Consider the following 21,655-nt stretch of genomic DNA (forward strand, 5'->3'; position numbering starts at 1 on the left):
TGTCGTATTACGTAATTACATAACGTGCATGAATGCTATCTTAGTAATTGGTAAAGAGGAAAGCGTTTTTTAACGACCGTGGCGGATACGGTACAATCGCGGCATGTATATCGATTCTCACTGCCATATCAATTTCCCGGAGCTGGCCGCCCGCATGCCGGACATCCTGGCGCAAATGGAGCACAACAAGGTGACCCATGCGCTGTGCGTGTCGGTCGACCTGCCGGACTTCCCGCAGGTGCTGGCGCTGGCGCACCAGTATCCGCACATCTACGCCTCGGTCGGCGTGCATCCGGACTATGAAGACACGCCGGAGCCGTCGGTGGAACAGCTGGTGCAGCTGGCCGATGACCCGAAAATCATCGCCATCGGCGAGACCGGGCTGGACTACTTCCGCCTGGAAGGCGATCTGGAATGGCAGCGCGAGCGCTTCCGCACCCACATCAAGGCCTCGCGCATCACGCGCAAGCCGCTGATTATTCACACCCGCAATGCCAGTGAAGACACGATACGTATCATGCGCGAAGAGGGCGCAGGCACCGAGGCGGGCGGCGTCGCCGGCGTGATGCACTGCTTTACCGAATCGCTGGAAGTGGCGCGCGCGGCCATCGAGATGGGCTTTTATATTTCCTTCTCCGGCATCGTGACCTTCAAGAGCGCCAAGGAATTGCAGGCGGTGGCGCTGGAGCTGCCGCTGGAGCGCATCCTGATCGAGACCGATTCGCCTTACTTGGCGCCGGTGCCGTATCGCGGCAAGATGAACGAGCCGGGCTTTGTGGCGCACGTGGGCGAGTACATCGCCAAGCTGAAAGGCGTGCCGGTCGAGGAAGTGGCGGCGCAGACCACCGCCAACTTCCGCAAGCTGTTCAACGTGCCGGCGTGATGGTGCGCGTGCGTCGCTTGCTGTTGTTGGCGCTCGCCGCTGTGGTGGCGGCTCCGGCCCTGGCTGCCGCCGCCGAGCCGCGCGAGCAGACCGACGATGAAGTCGACTTCTTCCGTGCCGCCCAGCTGGACGGCGCCAGCCGGGTGGCGACGGCGCTGCTGCGCGGCGTCGACCCGAACGTGCGCGATCCCAATGGCGAAACCGGCCTGATCGTGGCAATGCGCTACGAATCGCTGAAAGTCGCGCGGCTGCTCATGGACCAGCCGGGCATCGACCTGGAAGCGAAAGCACCCAACGGCAACACGGCGCTGATGATGGCCGCGTTCCGTCAGAATAAAACCGCTGTGCTTGAACTGCTGAAGCGCGGCGCGCAAGTCAATCAAAAAGGCTGGGCCGCGTTACATTACGCGGCGGCCGCTGGCAGCGTGGAAATCACCCGTATCCTGCTCGACAAACACGCCTACATCGACGCCGAGTCCCCATCCGGCATGACGCCGCTGATGATCGCCGCCCGCGAAGGCCAGGAAGACGTGGTTGCGCTGTTATTGGAGGAAGGCGCCGACGCCACGCTGAAAGATGGCGGCTTCCACCTCACCGCCGCCGAATTCGCCCTCAAGGCCGACAAGCCCTGGATCGCCAAAACCATCAACACCTTCCTCGCCAACAAAAAGCCCCGTTAATCGCGGGATAGCAACTGGATGTAGCGCAGATAGCCGAAGCTGCGATTTTTCCGTTGTCCGCTCATTTCGCTGACGATCCCGCAGTCCACAAGCAGCTTGATCGCTGCGTTCGCCGTCGGGAAACTGGTTTTCAATTGCTGCCGTGCGCGTTCGACGGTAAACATGCCTCCCAATCTCCTTGATTGCGGATCGAGGAAAGCAGCCGATAGTATTCTTCCTGGTGCCGCTTCAGGTAACCGCTCAGGTATAGTAACGGCTGGGGCAGTAATCCCCAGTGCTCAACCAGCGCGGCAATAAGCAGGCGCCCCATGCGGCCATTCCCATCCAGGAAGGGATGAATGGTTTCAAACTGCGCATGCAGCAATGCGATGCGCACCAGCGGAGGGAGGTCGCTATGCTCTGTGTGTATGAAGTGTTCGAAGTCAGAGAGCAGTCCGCCGATGAGGCCGGGCGGAGGCGGAACAAAGACTGCATTGCCCGGACGGCTGCCTCCGATCCAGTTCTGCGAGCGCCGCAGCTCTCCGGGAAGCTTGTCCTTGCCGCGCACGCCGGCCATCAGCACGCGGTGAGCATCGCAAATCAGGCGAGTGCTGAGCGGCAGGCCATGCTCATCGCGTAAATTGTCCTGTACCATGCGGAACGCGCGGATGTAGTTGGTAATTTCCTCAACGTCGTCCCGATTGCTAAGCGGAAGTCCGGCTTCCTGCGCAAATAGATCCGTCAACGTGGCTTGCGTACCCTCGATTTGGGATGTCAATAAGGCTTCCTTGCGGACCGCACTGTAAAGTAGCCAATCAACCGATGGCACGAGGCCAGCGACGGCGGACAGGCGAGCCAAGGCCAACTCCGCAATGCGATGCAAATCCTCGTAGCTTTCGGCTGCCAACGCGGGCTCCGCCGGCGGCAGGCGATGCGGCACGAAGGCTCGTACTATTTCGCCCTGCATGATGCTACTGATACTGGTTCCGGACACGCGCGGCACGTTAAAGACTCCTTTAATACGCCATTTCATATTAAAGCATCCATTAACATCAGCAAGCCCGATCCGGGAATTGAAGGGTGTTTGCGGCCTAGCTCGCGGCATGGGGAGTGCGCGTTGTTCACGATAATGTTCCTCAGGCACTTACCGAGGATCACCATGCTGAACGAACGCGAAATTGAGAGCTGCTATCTGGGGCAGTTTATTCCAGTCCACTACCATCACAATATGCTGATGGATCAGAACCGCATGCACGGCTTTAAGTCGGCCATCGACTATGCCGTCAAGCCGGGCGCCAAGGTGCTGGAGCTGGGCGGCGGCACCGGCGTGCTGTCGTGGTTCGCGGCGGCCAAGGCGGCCAAGGTGTATTGCGTCGAGTTCAATCCGGACATGGTAAAGGAGGCGCGCAAGTTCCTGGCCAAGAATCCCAACGGCGAAAAGGTCGAGGTGATTCACGCCGATGCCTTCGAATACCTGCCGCCGGAACCGGTCGATGTGGTGATCTGCGAGATGATCCATGTCGGCATGCTGCGCGAAAAGCAGGTGGAAGTGATCGAATCGTTCAAACGCCGTTACGCCGAGCGCTTCGGCGGCCCGCTGCCGGTGTTCCTGCCGGAAGCGGTGATCATGGCGGTGCAGCCGCTGCAGCAGGAATATGACTTCGAAGGCTTTCACGCGCCCATCGTGCAGTTCCAGGAAACCACGGTCATCTATCCGGGCACGGTGGAGATGGCGCCGCCGGCCGTCTACAGCATCATCGATTTCAATCAGCCGAATGAGCTGGTCTACACCTGGCAGGGCAAGTTCGTGGTGGAGCGCAACGGCGAGATCAACGCCATGCGCTTCGTCACCAAGAATATTCTGGCAGTGGTGCAGGAGCGCTCCACCACCATCGACTGGCTCAATCACTACATGACCTTGCCGCTGGCCGCGCCGGTCAAGGCGCGTGAGGGGGATGTGCTGCAGGTGAGCTTCCAGTACCGCGCCGGCGGCTCGATTCCATCGCTGCAAGCCTCGCTGAAAGCGGAAATTCTGTACGAGGCGGTACTGCAACCAGCCCAGCAAGTCCCGGCATTCGCTTAAAATAGACCTTTTAAGCGAGATTTGTATGACCGACACCGACCAACGTTACCTGATCCAGCAAAACAAGATCGCCGACGGCGAAACCAAGCCGCCGGTGTTTGCCAAGGTCATGCGCAGCAAGGACGGTGCGTTCGAGGGCGTGTCCTTCATTAAGTCGAAGGACAAGGCCTCGGTGCTGACCATCGAGCAAGCCAATGAGGCTATCGCATGGGCGAACAAGAAGAAGCCCAACGCCAAGGAATACGTCACCAAGATTATCTGCGTCGGCCAGTAATCAAGCAATCAACGCGTCGGTGACGACGGCATAGCCTGCGCCGGGATCGATGGATTGAGAGCCTGGTCGATGTGGCCGCGCGCGTCCTGCATGCCGGCGTTGCGCTCCACGTCCGCCATCACGCGGGCGTTGGCGATGGTCCATTCCCTGAACGCCGTACCGGCCGCCGGTTGCTTGCGCATCTCGGCCAGCAGTTCCGGCTTGCTGGCGCCGGCCGCCACTTTCCTCAGCCAGGTCCTGGCCCACGCCGACAATTCCGGTTCCCTAATGTTATGCGCCATCAGCCTGAGCGCATTGCGCGCGCGTGCTGTGTTGCCGGTGTAGGCATAGGCCAGCGCCGCTTGCCGGGCAAAGGTATTGACTTCATGCGCACTATCCCAGGCCGCGATGGCCGCCAGCAGGGTAGTCTCGTCCGGCTCTGCCGACGATTGCAGGCCCGCCAGAAATAGCGCGTGCGCTGTTTCGGCCGAGTTTGGATTGAGTTCCAGCGCCCGGTTTAAATTGCTGTGCGCCGCCTCCAGCTGCGACAGGCGCAGATGGGCCTGGCCCAGCAGGTAGAGCACTTCCGCATCCGGCTTGCGTGCTGCGGCATTCAGGTAGGGCAGCGCATCTTGCGGATTGCCCCAGTCGACCTGGGCGCGGCTCAGCACGCGCTGGGCGTAGTCATTGGCGGGATAGCGCGCCGCCTCGGCCGCCACGCGGCGCAGCAGGGCCTCGCCCTCCTTGCGCTCGGGGCAGGACTTGAGCGCGGCCTCGGCCAGCACGAATTCTCCCGATGATTGCGGCAGGCTCTTGAACGCCATCCTGGCCAGCGGCAGCTCCGGCACATTGACCGTCAGGACCTTGATGGATTGGCGCCGGTAGCGCCACAGGATATTGCCCAGGTCGGCCACTTTGATGCCGAACGCCTGCTCGAAGGCCTGGCTAATCGGCACGTCGCGATAGACGGCGCCCAGGTAGTTTTCCATGCGCTTGCGCGTATCCTGGCTGGACAGCATGTAATGCGTCAGCAGCCACGAGCGCGCCGCGAATTCCAGCTTGAGGCCCGCCGTGGCGGCGTAGTTGACGCCGCGCGTATCGTTTTGCTCCAGCACGTCCTTGTAATCGAGACTGTAGCGGCGGCCTTCGTCGAGGAAGCTCAGGTATCGGCCGACGTTGAGCGGTGTTTTACCGACGGTCATCTGGGTATCGCTAAAGCGGGCGCTGGCGAAGTAGTGGGCCAGGCCATCGATAAAGGAGATCGGCGCGCGGATATCGGTGTAGCGGTACAGGAAGTGGCGGGTGTAGGCCTCGTACAGATAGCTCAGGCCTTCGTCGCTGGGATCGAGCTCCACGCCGAAACCCTGCACGCCCGCGCTGCAACTGTTGTACAGCCCGATGGCATTGGCCGGCTGGCTGACTGCCAGCGCATTCAGCGCCACCGCGCCGTCGTGGTAGTAGAACGTGAGCCGTGGCTCGGCGCCGGTGGTCTTGAGGAACGGCTGGGTGTAGATCCGCAGCATGTAATCAAGCCGCTCCAGCTGGTTGAGCAGCGCGGCCACATCGTCATTGCTGGTGTTGGAATACACCACGAAGTGCTGGCTCTCGACCCGGAACCACTCCGACGCGTTGCGCTGGCCTGCCACCACCACGCGTTGTTCGGCCACTTGTTGCGCATGAACGTTGACCAAGCTGGCGCTACCGAGCAGCATTGCCACATACAATGGTTTGAATCTCATTTTTCCGTTTGTCCCCAAAAAGCGCCGATTGATCGCCGTTATCTGCAGCTGGTCGCACGGGAATTGCGTCTGCGCCGCCGCTCTAATAGAGTGTCATTATAGACATTAAATTAACTGTATCGGGGGCGTCTCATGCTGAGTTTCATGCTATGGCTGGTGTTGTTGTTCCTGTGCTGGCCGCTGGCCTTGCTGGCGCTGGTGTTGTATCCGCTGGCGTGGCTGGTCCTGCTGCCGTTTCGCCTGATCGGCATCGGCGTGGAAGGCGTGTTTGAGCTGTTGCGCGCCATCGTCATGCTGCCGGCGCGCATCCTCGGCGGCTCGCCGCGTTAGAAGTCGACCAGGAAGCCGGCGCCGACGGATTTCTGCGAATAGTTGTAGTCGATCAGGCTTTGGCCGTAGCCGCTGAAGCCCTGCACATATCCCTTCAGATTGGCGGCTACGGGGAACGACCAGCCCACGCGCAGCGCGCCATGCTTCTTGCCGAAATTGCGGCGCGCCATCACCGAGAGCTCGTTGCCGTCAAAGCGGTAGGTGGCGGTCAGGTCGCCGTGACCAAGGTAGTCGGTGATGTCGATGTTGTCATTGTCCGAGCGCGCATTGTCCAGCCGCTTCCACAGGCGGAAGGAAACGCCGAATTTCCCTTTCTCCGCTCCCACCTCCGCATAGATCCGGTTCCAGCTGCGCGACAGCGTGGAGGTCTGGCCGTTCGACTGGTGATTCAGGCCCAGCGTCAGGTAGCGCGTCTCCAGCGGCCCGAGGTTCAGGTTCAGCGGCGTGGTCAGCATCATCTCAGGCTGGTAGTTGGTTTCGCGGAAGGGGCTGGACGCCGCGCGGTTGTATGCTTGCCAGAAGCTGTTCTGGGTGTAGCCGAACCACAGGTCGACCGGCGTGCTCATCAGCTGCTCGATCAGCTTCATCTTGAAACTGATCTGGTAGGTCAGCTCCACATGCTTGGATTTGATGCCGGCAGGCGTAAACTCCTGAAAAGGCGCATCATTGGAGCTGGTGCTGTAATTGGCCAGCAAAAGATAGGTGTCCTTGTGCGGCCGGAAGTTGAACACGCCGCGCTTGGCGGCGCGATCGAGCTCCCATTCCTGCACCATGCGCGAGACGCTGTCTTCCGGCGCAATGGTGGTCAGCGCGGCCACCTTGGCCGGGACTTTCGGCTCGGGCGGGGGCGCGGCCGGCTGGGTGCGGGCCGGCTCAGCCTTGCGGTCGGGCGTGGCGACGTTGGCCAGTCCGTCGTAGCAGGCGAGGCGGGCGCTGGCGTCGCCGAGCACGGCGCAGCGTTCCAGCCGCAGTTGAAGATCGGAGGCCTGGGCGAAAGCCAGGGCCGGGGCTATGCCTAAAGAGAGGAAGAGCGTGTTTTTTGCCAGTGCGCGCATGCAGTGAGGCCCAAGGAAAGGTAGAGTTAGGCGCCAGATTACATTAATTGCCGCGAATCATGTAGCACGCTAGCTCTTGAATTCTATCGCATGCGCCATATTTGTGAGTTCCATCAAGATACCAAGGAGATTGTGATGACCCGCAAGACCCCCATCGAGCGTTACCGCAACATCGGCATCAGCGCTCACATTGACGCTGGCAAAACCACGACCACGGAGCGCATCCTGTTCTATACCGGCGTCAACCATAAAATCGGCGAAGTGCACAACGGCGCGGCGACGATGGACTGGATGGAGCAGGAGCAGGAACGCGGGATCACGATCACCTCGGCCGCCACCACTGCCTTCTGGAAGGGCATGGCCGGCAATTTCGCCGAGCATCGCATCAATATCATCGATACGCCGGGCCACGTCGACTTCACGATCGAGGTGGAGCGTTCGATGCGCGTGCTCGATGGCGCCGTGATGGTGTACGACGCTGTCGGCGGCGTGCAGCCGCAGTCGGAGACCGTGTGGCGCCAGGCGAATAAATACCATGTGCCGCGCATCGCGTTCATCAACAAGATGGACCGCGTCGGTGCGGACTTCTTCCGGGTGCGCGAGCAGATCGCCAATCGCCTGAAAGGCGTGGCAGTGCCGATCCAGATTCCGCTCGGCGCCGAGGATAACTTCCACGGCGTGGTGGATCTGGTCAAGATGCGCGCGATTAACTGGGACGACGAAACCCTCGGCGTCAAGTTCACCTATGAAGACATCCCGGCCAACCTGCAAGGGCTGGCGCAGGAATGGCGCGACAAGATGGTGGAAGCGGCCGCCGAAGGCACGCCCGAACTGCTGGAGAAATACCTGGACGGCGGCGTGCTGACGGAAGACGAGATCAAGACCGGCCTGCGCCTGCGCACCATCCGCAACGAGATCGTGCCGATGCTGGCCGGCAGCGCCTTCAAGAATCGCGGCGTGCAGGCCATGCTGGATGCGGTGATTGAATATCTGCCGTCGCCGGTGGACGTGCCGGCCATCGCCGGTCACGACGAGGACGATAAGCCGATCGAACGCCATCCGACCGATTCGGATCCGTTCTCCGCGCTGGCGTTCAAGATCATGACCGATCCATTTGTCGGCCAGCTGACCTTCTTCCGCGTGTACTCGGGCGTGGTGAATTCCGGCGACACGGTCTACAACCCGACCAAGTCGCAGAAGGAACGTCTGGGCCGCATCCTGCAGATGCATGCGAATGAGCGCAAGGAGATCAAGGAAGTCTACGCCGGCGATATCGCGGCGGCGGTGGGCCTGAAGGGCGTGACCACCGGCGATACCTTAAGCTCACCGGACCACGTGATCGTGCTGGAAAAGATGATCTTCCCAGAACCGGTGATCTCGCAGGCGGTGGAGCCGAAGACCAAGGCCGACCAGGAAAAAATGGGCATCGCCCTGAACCGGCTGGCGCAGGAGGATCCATCCTTCCGCGTGCATACGGACGAGGAATCGGGCCAGACCATCATGTCCGGCATGGGCGAGCTGCATCTGGAAATTCTGGTGGACCGCATGCGGCGCGAGTTTGGCGTGGAGGCGACGGTCGGCAAGCCGCAAGTGGCTTACCGCGAGACCATCACCAAAACGGCGACCGACGTCGAAGGCAAATTCGTCAAGCAGTCCGGCGGGCGTGGCCAGTATGGTCACGTGGTGCTGACGCTGGAACCGCTGGAAGCCGGCGGCAAAGGCTACGAGTTCGTGGACGCCATCAAGGGCGGCGTGGTGCCGCGCGAGTTCATCCCTGCGGTGGACAAGGGTATCCAGGAGACCTTACGCACGGGCGTGCTGGCGGGTTATCCGGTGGTCGACGTGCGCGCCACGCTGACCTTTGGCTCGTATCACGACGTGGACTCGAACGAGAATGCCTTCCGCATGGCCGGTTCGATGGCCTTCAAGGAAGGCATGAAGCGCGCAGGGCCGGTGCTGCTGGAGCCGGTGATGCAGGTGGAAGTCGAAACGCCCGAGGAATTCATGGGCAATGCGATGGGCGACCTGACCGCGCGGCGCGGCATGGTGCAGGGCATGGACGAGATCCCAGGCGGCGGCGGGAAGATCATCCGCGCCTCGGTGCCGCTGGCCGAGATGTTTGGTTACTCGACCACCCTGCGTTCACTGACGCAGGGCCGGGCGACCTACACGATGGAGTTCAAGCACTACGCTGAAGTGCCGAAACACATCCTCGACCACATCGCCGTGACCAAGGCGCGTGCTTAAAACGCCTTGAGCTTCAACTGAAGCGAAATCCCGCCGTACAAGCGGTCTTTGTACGACGGGATGATCGCCACGTTGATGCCGACGCGTTCATATTCGTAGCTCAAAGTCGGAATGGCGGCGGGGAACCAGCCGCCATTGCGCATTTTAGGGTAGCCGTCAAAGGCGCCCAGCACCGCGCCGATGCGCACCGGGCCGACTTTCCACGGCTGGTAGTAGATGCCGGCGTAGTTGGAGTAGGCGCGGTCGCTGTTGTAGAAACGCCCCGCCGTGGCCGAGGCGACGGTCGAGAAGCGCCATTCCGCGCCGATGCCGCCGTTGGCGCCGTTCAGGTCTTTGTCGCGCTGGAAGTGCGCGGTATAGAAGCCGCCGTTGATCCACACTTCATTCAGCGGCGCCGATTCGATGGTTTCGGCGCTTGCGCTACCCGCCAACAGTGCCAGCAGCGCGATACATACACGTTTCATCATCTAAAGCTTTCTTCATCTAAGTTGAAGGACGATGGATTATAGCCGTGTATCATGCAGGCATGAAACTACGCTTGATTCCCTTCATGCTGGCGCTGGTGGCCTCGTCCGCTGGCGCACAAAACGTTGAGTGGCGCGGCCTGCTGGACGTGCGTGCCGTCGATTCCGACGCCGGCCGCAGCTTCCTCGATAGTGGACTGGGCAAGACCCGTTACGATGAAAACTCGCCGCGCCTGAGCATCGGCCAGGCCGTACTGCGCGCCGATGCCGATTTATTGGACAGCGTGAGCGCCAGCCTGGAACTGAGCGCAGACCAGCAGCATCGCGGCGTGGTCGATGTGCGCGAAGCCTTCCTCACATGGAGCCCGGTGCCGGACGGTGCGTGGAAAACCCGCGTGCGGGCCGGCTTTTTCTTCCCGCCGACCAGCGTGGAACTCGATTACGACAGCGTGGGCTGGGTGCCCAAACACACCATTTCCAGTTCTGCCATCAACAGCTGGATCGGCGAAGAGCTGCGCACCAATGGTATCGAGTGGAGCGCGCGGCGGCTGGGCCGGTACAGTGGCGATGCGTACGATGTTGGTGTACTGGCTGCCGTCTTCACCGGCAACGACCCTACCGGTACACTTTTGTGCTGGCGCGGCTGGTCGATCAGCGACCGTATCGCCGGCCGTAACGATACTGTGAAGCTGGCTGATTTGCCGGTGTACCGGCGGCCTGGCGGCTATTTGCTGCGGCAGTCGCGCGACATTCACCCGTTCCGGGAGCTGGACGGGAAGCTTGGCTACTACGTCGGCGCGAATTTCAATGTGGGCACGCGGCTGGAAGCGGCGGCGCTGCATTACGATAACCTGACCGACCCCACGGTGGTCAAGGACGGCCAATACGGCTGGCGTACGCATTTCAACCACGTGAGTGTCGTGTGGCGCCCGCATGGCGCATGGGAATTGGCGATGCAGTCCATGCGCGGCGATACCATCATGGGCCGGGTCGGCGCTGGCAGCTACTTCCAGTCCTGGTTTGCGCTGGCCAGCCATCCACTCGGCCCTGGTACGGCGGCCGTGCGCTATGACCGCTTCAGCACCACCGAACACGATAACATTCCATCCGATCCGAACGGCGAAGTTGGCCACGGCGTCGCGCTGGCCTACGACCTGCCGCTGGCGGAAAGCCTGTCGCTGATGACCGAGGCACTGCTGGTGCGCAGCGAGCGCCCGGCGCGCGCCCTGATCGGCGAGCCGGTATCGCAAAAGGAGCGCAGCCTGACCGTCTCGTTACGCTGGCGCTTTTAAATGGTGACGCGCCAGCCGCGTTTGTAGGCATAGGCCATCGCCAGCCAGAACACGGCGGTGAAGCTGGCGGCAAACGCCATCGACGCAAACTCGGGACCGAACACCGGTGCCAGTGGCGCGCGAAACACATGTTCATACAACGGTCCCATCACGCCGCCGTAGGCCAGCGCGCATGCTGCCAGCCACGAACCGGCATACGCCGTGATGGCGTTCACACCCATCGCACGACCCAGTGGCGGCCAGCCTTGCACATCGATCAGCCGATGGGCGAGGGCGATGGCAAGCATGCCCAAGCCGCCGGTCCACAGCACGAACGATGAAGTCCACAACTGCTTATTCAGCGGCAGCGCCAGCGACCACACGCCTCCAACTAGCATCGCCACCACGCCCGCGAGGGCCAGCGTGCCGGTGCGGCCTTTGCGCAGCCAATCGCCCGCGCGCATGCCGAGGATGACGGTGCCCAGCGAAGGCAGCGTACTCAATATGCCTTCCGGTTCGTGCGCCAGACCGGTGGCGGCGTCGTACTGATAAGAGAGTGCGCCCAGCACGGCGGTGTCGATGCGGTCTGCGAGGTTGAGGTCAGGTTCCACACTTCCGCTCAACAGCGCCCAGTAGCCGAGCAGGATGGTGGCCAATGCGGCCCACTGCGCGCGGGCGTTGGGCAGGTAGATGGCGATCAGGCCGGCGGCCGCGAAGCAAATGCCGGTGCGCTGCAGGACGCCGAGCAGGCGGAAATGCGCGCCCATCGCCAGCATCGAGACCACATTCAGTGCGACACCAAGCAGCACGATGCGTGCCCCGCGCAGCATGACGGCGCGCGCCATCGGCGCGGCGGGCGCGTCGGCGTCGAGCTGCTTGCCGAGCGCCAGCTGCAGCGATACGCCGACGATCAGCATAAATACAGGGAAGATGAAATCTGCCGGCGTGCAGCCGTGCCAGTGCGCGTGCTCCAGCCAGGGATAGATGTGAGACCAGTCGCCGGCATCGTTCACCAGCAGCATGGCGGCCACGGTGAGGCCGCGCACAGCGTCGATAGAGTTGATCCGCATAGTGTTTTTATATTTTTAGCCAGCGCGAACAGTATCACAGCATCCCTCCTTAGGGAGGTGTTTTCTGTCTCTTTGGATAGTACAGTTTCAACCAGTTTCACTAATGGTGCGAGGAGCAGGGAATGGAAGTCAACAAAAATGAGATCAGCGTGTCGGGCCGCCTTGGCATGGGCTTCGGGATTATCCTGGCCATGATGCTGGTGCTGTCTGCGCTGAGCGTGTTCAAGGTGAACGCGATCGACAACAGCCTGCAGCACATCAGCGAGGTGAATAACGTCAAGCAGCGCTACGCGATTAATTTTCGCGGCAGTGTGCATGACCGCGCGATCGCGCTGCGCGATGTGACGCTAGTCGGCGATGCTGAGATCTCCGCCGTGACGGCGTTGATCGATAAACTGGATAACGACTACCAGCAGTCCGCACGTCCATTGGATGCGCTGTTCAGCGACACCAAGGCCATCGTCTCGGTGGAGGAACGCGCATGGCTGGAAAAGATCAAACAGACCGAAGCCCGCGCCATGCCGCTGGTGCGCAAGATTATCGCGGCGCGCCAGTCAGGTGATGTCGACGGCGCGCGGGCGATGATGCTGGCGCAGGCCAAGCCCGCCTTTGTGGATTGGCTGGCCAGCATCAACGGCTTTATCGATCAGGAAGAGAAACTGACCGAGGCCGAGTCGGCCCTGGCCCGGCATGGCGCGCATAACTTTCAATCGCTGGCGTTGGCTGCGGTGGCGGTGGCGATCGCCATCGGCGTGGTGGTGGCCTGGCGCGTGACGCAGTACTTGCTGCGCGCGCTGGGCGCCGAGCCGGCCGAAGTCAAGGCGCTGGCGAATGCGGTGGATCGCGGCGAGCTGTATCACGAGGTGGCGCTGCGCGGCCAGGATCATGACAGCATCATGGCGGTGCTGGTGAAGATGAGCCGCAACCTGCGCACGACGGTGACGGAGGTGCATGACGCCGCGCTGGCGGTAGCCAGCATCAGCGATCAGATCTCGGAACAGAACCAGCATTTGTCCGGCCGCACCGAGGATCAAGCCAGCTCGCTGGAGGAAACCGCGTCGGCGATGGAGCAGTTGACTGCTACCGTCAAGCAGAATGCCGACAGCGCGCGCGATGCCAATGCGCTGGCGCAGAATGCGTCCGAAATCGCCAGCAAGGGCGGCGAGATAGTTGGGGAGGTGGTGCTGACCATGAACGCCATCGATGAATCGTCGCGCAAGATCGAGGAAATTATCAGTGTGATTGACGGTATCGCGTTCCAGACCAATATTTTGGCCTTGAATGCGGCAGTGGAAGCGGCGCGCGCAGGTGAGCAGGGACGCGGCTTCGCTGTAGTGGCGACCGAGGTGCGCAATCTGGCGCAACGCAGTTCCAGCGCGGCGCGCGAGGTGAAGACGCTGATCGATACGTCGGTGGCACGGATTCATGCGGGCACGCAGCTGGTGGAGCACGCGGGCAGCACCATGCGCGATATCGTGGACAGCGTGAAGCAGGTCAGCGATATGGTAGGCGCGATTACGCTGGCCAGTACTGAGCAACGCCAGGGCATCGAGGAAGTCAACCGCGCGATTTCGCAGATGGACCAGGTGACGCAGCAGAATGCGGCACTGGTCGAACATGCGGCCGCCGAGGTGGAGGTCTTGCAGGATCAGGCAGCGCAGCTGAACCACGCGGTCAGCGTGTTCAAGACCGAACGCGAAGGCTGGCGCGCGCCGACCGGCCGCAGCGGCCACGCGTCCACCGGCGGCGAGGCGCGTGCGTTGACGGCCGGCCTGCTGCCAGCGCCTGCTGGAGCCTGAGCATGCAGGAGATCTTGCTGAACCACTCCGAACCTGAACGGCTGCAGGCGCTGCACCAACTGGGCCTCCTGAACACCAACACCAGCGCCTACTTCGACTCCATCACCAAACTGGCGATGGACATCTACGGCACCGCCGGCGCCTACATCTCGCTACTGGATAGCGACCGCCAGTGGCTGAAGTCCACCGTCGGCTTCTGCCCGCCGAACACGCAGCGCGACCAGACCTTCTGCCAATACACCATCCAGCAGGCCAGCGTGCTGGTGGTGGAAGACACGCTGTGCGACGCCCGCTTTGCCGGCAATTCGATGGTCACCGGCCCACAGTCGGTGCGCTTTTACGCGGGCGCGCCGCTGATTACGCAGGACGGCTTTGCGATCGGCGCGCTGTGTGTGATCGATACCCAGCCGCGCACACTGGCCGCCGCCGAGCGCGAACAACTGGCCAACCTCGCCAGCATGGTCATGGCGCACATCACGCTCGGCCGCGCCGTCGGCCACGTGGACGCGGTGAGCGGAATGCCGAATAAATACCAGCTGTTCGAAGATCTGACCGCGCAGGCCAGCACTGGGCGTGGCCAGCGTCGCGTGCTGGTCGATATCGACATGCCCGACGCCGCCAAGGCCTTCGAAATCATCCGCGTGCTGGGCGCGCCGGTCTATGATGAACTGGTACGCGAAGCCGGCGCGCGTCTGCTTCGGTTGTTCGAGGGCAGGGCGCAGGTCTACCACCTGACCGACGCCCGTTTCGCCATCCTCTCGCGCGATGAAGATACCGAAGGCTTCATCAGCTACCTGCATGGGCTGGAACCTGAACTGCAAGCGCCGTTCAACAGCGTGAACATCCCGATGGTGCTGCCCAGCTTTGGCGGCATCGTGCAATTCGACCTGTGCACCAACTCCGCGCAGGACGCGCCGCGCAAGGCAGCCGCCGCCATCAACCAGTCGCTGATGCGCCAGCAGCGCTGGAGCTTCTACAGCAACGCCGAAGACGAGCAGCAAAAGCGCGCCTTCCGCCTGCTGCATGACGTGCGCCATGCCATCGCCCATGATCATTTTGAACTGGTCTACCAGCCCAAGCACGCGCTGCAAAACGGCGCCTGCCTGGCCGCTGAAGCGCTGCTGCGCTGGACCCACGAGGAACTGGGTCCGGTGTCGCCGGCTGAATTTATCCCGCTGATCGAAAAGACCGCGCTGATTGGTCCCTTGAGCCACTGGGTGATCCGCAGCGCCATCCGTCAGGTCGCGGAATGGCATGCGGGCGGCAATCCGATCAAGGTGGCCATCAACCTGTCGGCCTTTAACTTCGAGGAAGCGGACATTGTTGAACGCCTTGCGGCGACCTGCCACGAATTCGGCGTCGATCCGCGTTACATCGAAATCGAATGCACCGAAGGCATCTGGATGGAAGGCCCCGGCATCCTGAAGGCGCTGCACGGCATCCGCGATCTGGGCATGAGCCTTGCGCTGGACGACTTCGGCACCGGCTACAGCAATTTCGCCTATCTGCAGAAGGTGCCGGCCACCGTGGTCAAGGTTGACCAATCCTTGATCCGCCATGTGGATGCGAATCCGCGCGACCAGCGCATTGTGCGCTCGCTGATCGCACTCGCACGCGAACTCGATTATCAGGTGGTGGCGGAAGGCGTGGAAACCGAACAGTCCCTGGGATTGATCCGCGATTGGGGCTGCGACCTGGCGCAGGGCTACCACTTTGCCAAGCCGCTCAGCGCCAGCGCTTTCCTCGCGCATGCGATCCAGTACCGCGACAGCCACATGGCGATCGCTGCATAAGGATAGCTGCATTGGGATAGTAATTTGGCACTATAATTCAGGCCATGAAAACCTCATTGCGCCTGATTCCCTTGATCCTGTTGCTGGCCGGCTGCCAGTCCCACATGCAGCGAGTCGCCGATTGCAAAGTCGGCGACTGGAACGCTATTGGCCACAAAGACGGCTTGCTCGGCGAGCCGGCCAACTATGCCGAACGCAAGGACTTCTGCGACGACCACGCCGACAAGCCAGCAGCTAGCGATGCCGCCACGCGCTACACCGCCGGCTGGGCGCAAGGGAACTGGGATTTGTGGTACTCGCTGGGCAGCCAGGATGGCCAGCAAGGATCGCTGGCACAGTACCCGCGTCACGCCAATAGTGAGGAAGTGCGCAAGCATAAAACGCCGCTCAACCCATCCGCCTACGACGCCGGCTGGACCGCCGGGAATAGCGCTTACTGGACCGCGACCGGACAGCGAGAAGGCGCAGCCGGCCAGCCGCTGACGCAGAAGGAAGCCAATCGCAGCAAGGCTTCCGCCGCGCAGCTGCGGTTTGACGAACAGGCATACACCAACGGTTGGCGCGCCGGTAATCGCACCTTTTGGTCGGACGCCGGCTACTCCGATGCACGCAGCGGCATCCCGGACAGCGAATTCCGTAAGCGCGCTGCCGCCGCGCGCAGCGCTGGTGTCGAAGTGCAGGAAGAGTCGTACCGGGCTGCGTGGGAAGCGGAAATCGTCAACTACTGGCGCAACCTCGGCACGCAGGACGCCACCAGCGGCAAGGAGTTCGGCACGCGCGGACGCGAAGCCAAGGCCAAGGGCCTGAAGATCCACGAACGCGAATATCGGGAAGCATGGGAAGCGCGCCTGCTGGTCTACTGGCGCGACACCGGCGCGGCCGATGGCTACGGCCATCCATTCCAGCTGGATCAGCGTATCGCCAACGCCAGCCGCGACGGCGTGTTCGCGATTCCCGGCACGCAGGATGCCTACACCAACGCATGGCGGCAAGAGAATGCGCGCTACTGCACGCCGGAGAGTGCGTTCGAGCGAGGCCGGGGCAGCGTCGGCATGGCGGTGGAGGTGTGCGCACCGGCGGCGCAAAACCAGTTGAAGCACGCCTATGTCAGCGGCCAGGATTTCGAAGTGGTGGCGGCCAAGCACCGGCAGGCGGTGGCGGACGCGAATGAACTGGCGAGCCGCGTGCGCGATGCACGCAATCGTCTGGGACGGCTGGAACGCGAGATCCGCGCCAGCCAGGACGCGAAAGACCGTCCCGTCAACGACGAAACGGTCAAGCAGGACAAGCGCCGCGAACAGGAGCGGCGCGAGTTAAGCGACTATGTGCAACGGCTTGAGCGCCAGCTGGATGACGCCCGCCGTTGGGTGGATCGTCATGACCAGCAAATGCAGCGCCTGCGCCGCGAGATTTATTAGAACTCGAAAGTCGCCGATACCGAAGCGGTGCGCGGCGCGCCCAGGATCAGGTAGTTCGAGCCAGGGTAGCCGCCCGCCGAGGCCCAGTAGGCCTTGTCTGTGACGTTGTCGATGCGTGCGCGGAAGGTCACGTTGCGATCCAAAATGCGGGTCGCGTAGCTGGCGCCGATGTCGAGACGGGTCCACGACGGCAGTTGCTGCGTATTGGCCGCATCGGCGTATTGCGACGAGGTGTACACGGTGCGTGCGTTCAGGTTCAGGCCTTGCACGCCCGGCATATCCCATTCCGCGCCGATGTTCAGCTGCGTATCCGGCACGCCGATCACGTCCTTGCCCTGATTCTTGCCGCCCTGCGTGACCTGCTGTTTTGCTTCCAGCAGCGTCAGGCCGCCGAGCAGGCGCAGGCCGCGCAGCGGCACGCCGTACACGGTCAGCTCCATGCCCTGATTGCGCTGTTCGCCGAACACGCCAAAGTGGCCGTTTTCCACGTAGCCTGCTGGCTGGTTGGTGCGGAACAGGGCGGCGGTCGCGCCCAGCGTACCGTGTTCATACTTGACGCCGACTTCCTTCTGCTTCGACACGTACGGGGCGAACATGAAGCCTTCATTGTCGATGACGGTGCCGGCGCCGGAAGCGGTCGCGCCTTGCTGCAGGCCCTCGATATAGTTCGCATACAGCGACACGCCTTTTACCGGCTTGTACACGATGGCGGCGACCGGCGTGACCTTGGTCTGGTCGTAGTGCGCGGTGGTGGCGCCGCTGTTGTAGTCGTAGCTGTCCGCCTTGATGGACTGATGGCGCGCGCCCACGGTCAGCAGCACTTTATCGTCCAGCATGGACAGCGTGTCGGCGATGGCGTAGCTGGAGAGGATACTCTTCGCAGTCAGGCCAGGATTGCTCAACACACCGCCGGTGTAGAAGGTGGCGGCGGGTGCGCTCACGTCCACCGGATTGTAGATGTTGGTGGCGATGCCGCCAAAGGTGCTGAACGCGTAAGCGTTACGCGATTCCATCCAGTAGCTCGACGCGCTGGCGCTGATGGTGTGGCCGATATCACCGGTACGCAGCTTGGTGCGCACGCCGACTTCACCGGTGCGCACGTTGTCGTGGCGGGTGTTGTCGAAGCGGTAGGCGGTTGCGCTGCCGTCGGTTTTGTAGACGCTAGGCTCGGACAGCACGTTGTTCTCATCGCCGCTGCGCGCGCCGAAAGCGGCCCAAGCGACGGTGTTCTTGTTCAGATCCCATTCGCCGCGCAGGGTGCCGAAGGTATCGCGTTCGTTGGAGTGGGTCCAGTTCTGCGCCCAGTTGCTGCTGCTGTCCGGTGCTGCCGGCAGCGTGATGGCGGCGCTCGGCGTCACGGCAGGGCGCGGGTTGGTCAGTTTGTGGTCCTGGTAGCCGATATCGGCCGACAAGCGGAAGTCGCGGCCCTGATAGTCGAGGCCCACCGAGGCCACGTTCAATTCACGGTGTTCTCTATCGACGCTGGTGTCGCCATCGCGGCGTGCGACGTTGACGCGGATGCCGGCGCGGCCTTCGGGGCCGAAGCGGCGGCCGATGTCGGCGGCGGCATAACCCTGGCCGCCGCTTTCCACGCCAACCGTCACCTGAGTCAGCGGATCCGTACCCGCGCGTTTCGGCAGCAGGTTGATTGAGCCGCCGATGCCGCCGCCGCCTGGCGCGGCGCCATTCAAGAAAGAGTTCGCGCCACGGAATACTTCCACGCGCTCCAGCAGTTCGGAGGCTACGAACTGGCGCGGCAGCACGCCGTACAAGCCGTTGTAGGCCAGATCGTCCGAGCTGACGGCGAAGCCGCGAATCACATACAGCTCCTGGAAGTTACCGAAACCGCGCGCAACGCGCACCGATGGATCGTTCTGCAGCACGTCGCCGACGCTGCGCGCCTGCTGGTCCTGGATCAGGGCCGAAGTGAAATTCAGCGAGTTGAATGGGCTGTCCATGATGTCGACGTTGCCCAGCAGGCCCGCGCGGCCGCCGCGTGCGACCTGGCCGCCCGCGAAGTTTTTGGACAGGCCTTCGGCCGAAGCGTCGGCGGAAGCGCTGACGACCACGGTCTGCACTTTGTCGGCGTTGTCCTCAGCGGAGGCGGTGGCGCTGGCGGCCAGCATCATGGCGGCGAGGGCGAGCGGGGACAGTTTCAGATTCTTGTTATGCATGGCGATTTGCTAAGTAAATGAGAATGATTCCCAATTATATCCGTTGCGGCCGATTTTTGCTGCTAAATGAGAGTCATTTGCATTATCATTAGAGTTTGAGCATCGCATCCGGATTTTGAAATGACACCAAACACCGTCCGCCGCTGGGCATGGATACACAAATGGAGCAGTTTGATCTGCACCGTGTTCATGCTGCTGCTTTGCGTGACCGGCCTGCCGCTGATTTATCACCATGAGATTGACCACGCGCTGGGCAATGCCATCGAGGCGCCGGCCATGCCGGCCAATACACCCAAGGCCAGCCTGGATGACGTGATCGCCGCCGGCAAGGCGCTGTACCCGAACAAGATCGCGATGTACCTGTCGCAGGAAGCGGACGATCCAAGCATCTGGTTCCTGACGATGGGTGATAACCCCACCGACGAAAAATTCAAATCGATCGCGGTCGACGCACGCACCGCCAAGGTGCTGGGCGAGCCTAGTTTCGAAGGCAGCTTCCTCGGCGTGATGTTCCACCTGCACGTGGATTTGTACGCGGGCTTGTGGGGCAAGCTGTTCCTCGGTTTCATGGGGCTGCTGCTGGTGATTGCGATTGTCTCCGGGGTGGTGCTGTACGCGCCGTTCATGCGCAAGCTCGATTTCGGCGAAGTGCGGCGCGAGCGCGGTCCGCGCGTGAAGTGGCTGGACCTGCACAATATGCTGGGCATCGTGACCATGACGTGGGCGCTGGTGGTCGGCGCCACCGGCATGATCAACACCTGGGCGGACCTGATGTTGAAGTACTGGCAGGTTACTGAGATGGCCGAGATGATCGCGCCGTATAAAGGCATGGCGCCGCCGACGCAACTGGGCTCGATGCAAAAATCGTTGGAGCACGCGGTGGCTGCGGAGCCGGGCATGAAGATCGGCTTCGTCGCGTTCCCTGGCACGGCATTCAGCAGCCCTCACCATTACGGTATCTTCATGCGCGGCGATGCAGCGTTGACCTCGCGCTTATATAAACCGGTGCTGATCGACGCGCAAAGCACCGAGATCACCGACCGCCGCGAACTGCCGTGGTATCTCACCGGCCTGCTGATTTCGCAGCCGCTGCACTTCGGCGACTACGGCGGCGCGTGGATGCAGTTCCTGTGGGCGGCGCTGGATGTGATTACCATCTTCGTGCTGGGTAGCGGCTTGTATTTGTGGCTGAAGCGCCGTGCGCCTGCACCGGCAACGCGCGCTGCCGCTGCGGCGCCAGCGGAAGAGGAGGCGACAGTATGAGCGGTCCATTCGTGCGCATGTGGGGCGCGCCGATCGCGCTGGCGATCCTGACTTTGATCGGCCTGATTTCGGCGCTGGTCGGCGATGGCGTATGGGATCACGTATCGGCCGTCGCGCTGGGCGTGCCGGTGGCACTGTGCCTCTGGTACGGTTTGCCGCGTCGCACAAAAAAAGATTGATTTATTTGCATGGCTTGATATGATTTCCTTGTCGCCCAACGAGGAGATCGTATGGAAGTGCAGCACCCGCATTACGATAGGCTGATTGCCGCAGCGCGGCAGGCAGGGCCGGTGACAGTAGCTGTCGCCCATCCGTGTGACCGCAACGCGCTGGAAGGCGCGCTTGATGCGGCCAACCTGGGCATCATCAAACCGATACTGGTTGGTCCGCAAGCGCGCATCCGCCAGGCTGCCGACGCCGCGCATCTCGATATCTCCGCACTATCCTTGATCGACACGGAACACAGCCACGCTTCGGCCGCGCGCGCGGTGCAGCTGGTGCGCGAGGGCCATGCGTCCGCGCTCATGAAGGGCAGCCTGCATACCGATGAACTGATGGGAGCCGTGGTCTCCAGCGCTACCGGCTTGCGTACCGCGCGCCGCCTCAGTCACTGCTTTGTCATGGATATTCCGGGCCGTTCCGAGCCGCTCATCATCACCGACGCCGCCGTCAACATCACGCCTGATTTAACCGACAAGGCCGATATTGTGCAGAACGCGATCGACCTGGCGCATGTGCTGCGATTCGATCCGGTCAAAGTCGCCATCCTCGCCGCCGTGGAAACGGTGAGCGCCAAAATGCCATCCACTATTGATGCCGCCGCGCTGTGCAAGATGGCGGATCGTGGCCAGATCACCGGAGCGCTGCTCGACGGCCCGCTGGCGATGGATAACGCTATCGATCCGGAGGCGGCGGCAATCAAGCATCTGGTGTCGCCGGTGGCGGGGCAGGCCAATGTGCTGGTGGCGCCGGATCTGGAGGCCGGCAATATGCTGGCCAAGAGTCTGACGTTCATGGCCGGGGCCAGTGCGGCCGGGATTGTGCTTGGCGCGCGTGTGCCGGTGATCCTCACCAGCCGTGCAGATACTGTACAGGCACGGTTGGCGTCGTGTGCGGTAGCTGTGCTGGTGGCGCATAGTCGCAGGAGCTGATGG

General features: G+C 62.3%; 20 protein-coding genes. 13 read left to right on the forward strand and 7 right to left on the reverse strand.

Going from position 1 to position 21,655, the window contains the following annotated elements; all coding sequences use genetic code 11:
• Positions 1–103: 103 nt before the first annotated feature.
• Together BMZ70_RS05115 and BMZ70_RS05120 are read left to right on the forward strand one after the other, a co-directional pair.
• Entirely contained in the window at positions 104–883 is a 780-nt protein-coding gene (locus BMZ70_RS05115; protein WP_092270791.1) for a TatD family hydrolase, read from the forward strand.
• Positions 883–1,563, forward strand: a complete 681-nt coding sequence (locus BMZ70_RS05120; RefSeq protein ID WP_092270794.1) for an ankyrin repeat domain-containing protein — start codon at positions 883–885, stop codon at positions 1,561–1,563. The genes BMZ70_RS05115 and BMZ70_RS05120 overlap by 1 nt, the downstream gene beginning before the upstream one ends.
• Here BMZ70_RS05120 and BMZ70_RS28720 read toward each other — a convergent pair.
• Positions 1,560–1,727: a hypothetical protein gene (locus BMZ70_RS28720; protein ID WP_229205300.1), complete on the reverse strand. Its 168-nt coding sequence runs from the start codon at positions 1,725–1,727 to the stop codon at positions 1,560–1,562. The two genes, BMZ70_RS05120 and BMZ70_RS28720, sit on opposite strands and share 4 nt — an antisense overlap.
• Positions 1,694–2,575: a Fic family protein gene (locus BMZ70_RS05125; protein ID WP_229205301.1), complete on the reverse strand. Its 882-nt coding sequence runs from the start codon at positions 2,573–2,575 to the stop codon at positions 1,694–1,696. The genes BMZ70_RS28720 and BMZ70_RS05125 overlap by 34 nt, the downstream gene beginning before the upstream one ends.
• Positions 2,576–2,701: 126 nt before the next feature.
• Here BMZ70_RS05125 and BMZ70_RS05130 point away from each other — a divergent pair, with 126 nt between their 5' ends.
• On the forward strand, positions 2,702–3,625 hold the full coding sequence (locus BMZ70_RS05130) for a class I SAM-dependent methyltransferase (protein ID WP_092270797.1): 924 nt from the start codon (positions 2,702–2,704) through the stop codon (positions 3,623–3,625).
• A gap of 25 nt (positions 3,626–3,650) precedes the next feature.
• Entirely contained in the window at positions 3,651–3,899 is a 249-nt protein-coding gene (locus tag BMZ70_RS05135; RefSeq protein ID WP_092270798.1) for a hypothetical protein, read from the forward strand.
• Between the two features lie 8 nt (positions 3,900–3,907).
• Here the strand turns inward: BMZ70_RS05135 and BMZ70_RS05140 are convergent, their stop codons facing one another.
• Complete coding sequence (locus BMZ70_RS05140; protein WP_130300906.1) at positions 3,908–5,617, reverse strand: tetratricopeptide repeat protein; 1,710 nt, start codon at positions 5,615–5,617, stop codon at positions 3,908–3,910.
• 132 nt (positions 5,618–5,749) lie between these two features.
• On the opposite strand from BMZ70_RS05140, the gene BMZ70_RS05145 reads away from it, so the two are divergent.
• A complete protein-coding gene (locus tag BMZ70_RS05145; protein ID WP_092270804.1) occupies positions 5,750–5,947 on the forward strand; it encodes a hypothetical protein in 198 nt (65 codons plus the stop codon).
• Here the strand turns inward: BMZ70_RS05145 and BMZ70_RS05150 are convergent.
• Positions 5,944–7,002 carry a phospholipase A gene (locus BMZ70_RS05150; RefSeq protein WP_092270807.1) on the reverse strand — a complete coding sequence of 353 codons (1,059 nt, stop codon included), beginning with the start codon at positions 7,000–7,002 and terminating at the stop codon, positions 5,944–5,946. The genes BMZ70_RS05145 and BMZ70_RS05150 overlap by 4 nt on opposite strands.
• A 135-nt stretch (positions 7,003–7,137) precedes the next feature.
• Here BMZ70_RS05150 and fusA point away from each other — a divergent pair, with 135 nt between their 5' ends.
• Positions 7,138–9,249, forward strand: coding sequence for an elongation factor G (gene fusA, locus BMZ70_RS05155; protein WP_092270810.1), 2,112 nt, complete (start codon positions 7,138–7,140; stop codon positions 9,247–9,249).
• On the opposite strand, the gene BMZ70_RS05160 is transcribed toward fusA, so the two are convergent.
• A complete protein-coding gene (locus BMZ70_RS05160; protein WP_092270812.1) occupies positions 9,246–9,716 on the reverse strand; it encodes a hypothetical protein in 471 nt (156 codons plus the stop codon). The two genes, fusA and BMZ70_RS05160, sit on opposite strands and share 4 nt — an antisense overlap.
• Before the next feature lie 59 nt (positions 9,717–9,775).
• Between BMZ70_RS05160 and BMZ70_RS05165 the strand changes: the two genes are divergently transcribed.
• The gene (locus BMZ70_RS05165) at positions 9,776–11,005 is read left to right on the forward strand and encodes a hypothetical protein (RefSeq protein ID WP_130300904.1); all 1,230 of its coding nucleotides are present in this window, start codon (positions 9,776–9,778) and stop codon (positions 11,003–11,005) included.
• Here the strand turns inward: BMZ70_RS05165 and BMZ70_RS05170 are convergent.
• Entirely contained in the window at positions 11,002–12,054 is a 1,053-nt protein-coding gene (locus tag BMZ70_RS05170) for an acyltransferase family protein (protein ID WP_092270818.1), read from the reverse strand. The two genes, BMZ70_RS05165 and BMZ70_RS05170, sit on opposite strands and share 4 nt — an antisense overlap.
• A 122-nt stretch (positions 12,055–12,176) precedes the next feature.
• Between BMZ70_RS05170 and BMZ70_RS05175 the strand changes: the two genes are divergently transcribed.
• The 3 genes from BMZ70_RS05175 to BMZ70_RS05185 are packed head-to-tail and all read left to right on the forward strand — an operon-like array spanning position 12,177 to position 17,064.
• Positions 12,177–13,853 carry a methyl-accepting chemotaxis protein gene (locus BMZ70_RS05175; RefSeq protein WP_092270821.1) on the forward strand — a complete coding sequence of 559 codons (1,677 nt, stop codon included), beginning with the start codon at positions 12,177–12,179 and terminating at the stop codon, positions 13,851–13,853.
• A 2-nt stretch (positions 13,854–13,855) separates the two neighbouring features.
• A complete protein-coding gene (locus BMZ70_RS05180) occupies positions 13,856–15,646 on the forward strand; it encodes a sensor domain-containing phosphodiesterase (protein ID WP_165403527.1) in 1,791 nt (596 codons plus the stop codon).
• A gap of 44 nt (positions 15,647–15,690) precedes the next feature.
• Positions 15,691–17,064 carry a DUF2799 domain-containing protein gene (locus BMZ70_RS05185; RefSeq protein ID WP_092270826.1) on the forward strand — a complete coding sequence of 458 codons (1,374 nt, stop codon included), beginning with the start codon at positions 15,691–15,693 and terminating at the stop codon, positions 17,062–17,064.
• Here the strand turns inward: BMZ70_RS05185 and BMZ70_RS05190 are convergent.
• A complete protein-coding gene (locus BMZ70_RS05190; protein WP_092270829.1) occupies positions 17,061–19,238 on the reverse strand; it encodes a TonB-dependent receptor in 2,178 nt (725 codons plus the stop codon). The two genes, BMZ70_RS05185 and BMZ70_RS05190, sit on opposite strands and share 4 nt — an antisense overlap.
• 120 nt (positions 19,239–19,358) lie before the next feature.
• On the opposite strand from BMZ70_RS05190, the gene BMZ70_RS05195 reads away from it, so the two are divergent.
• Genes BMZ70_RS05195 through BMZ70_RS05205 form a run of 3 tightly spaced genes read left to right on the forward strand, consistent with a single transcriptional unit; the run spans position 19,359 to position 21,652 of the window.
• Entirely contained in the window at positions 19,359–20,501 is a 1,143-nt protein-coding gene (locus BMZ70_RS05195; RefSeq protein WP_092270831.1) for a PepSY-associated TM helix domain-containing protein, read from the forward strand.
• The gene (locus BMZ70_RS05200) at positions 20,498–20,680 is read left to right on the forward strand and encodes a hypothetical protein (protein WP_092270834.1); all 183 of its coding nucleotides are present in this window, start codon (positions 20,498–20,500) and stop codon (positions 20,678–20,680) included. The genes BMZ70_RS05195 and BMZ70_RS05200 overlap by 4 nt, the downstream gene beginning before the upstream one ends.
• Positions 20,681–20,731: 51 nt before the next feature.
• On the forward strand, positions 20,732–21,652 hold the full coding sequence (locus BMZ70_RS05205; RefSeq protein WP_092270837.1) for a phosphate acetyltransferase: 921 nt from the start codon (positions 20,732–20,734) through the stop codon (positions 21,650–21,652).
• Positions 21,653–21,655: the final 3 nt, after the last annotated feature.

It is taken from the genome of Duganella sp. CF402 (assembly GCF_900109645.1).
GTDB lineage: Bacteria > Pseudomonadota > Gammaproteobacteria > Burkholderiales > Burkholderiaceae_D > Rugamonas.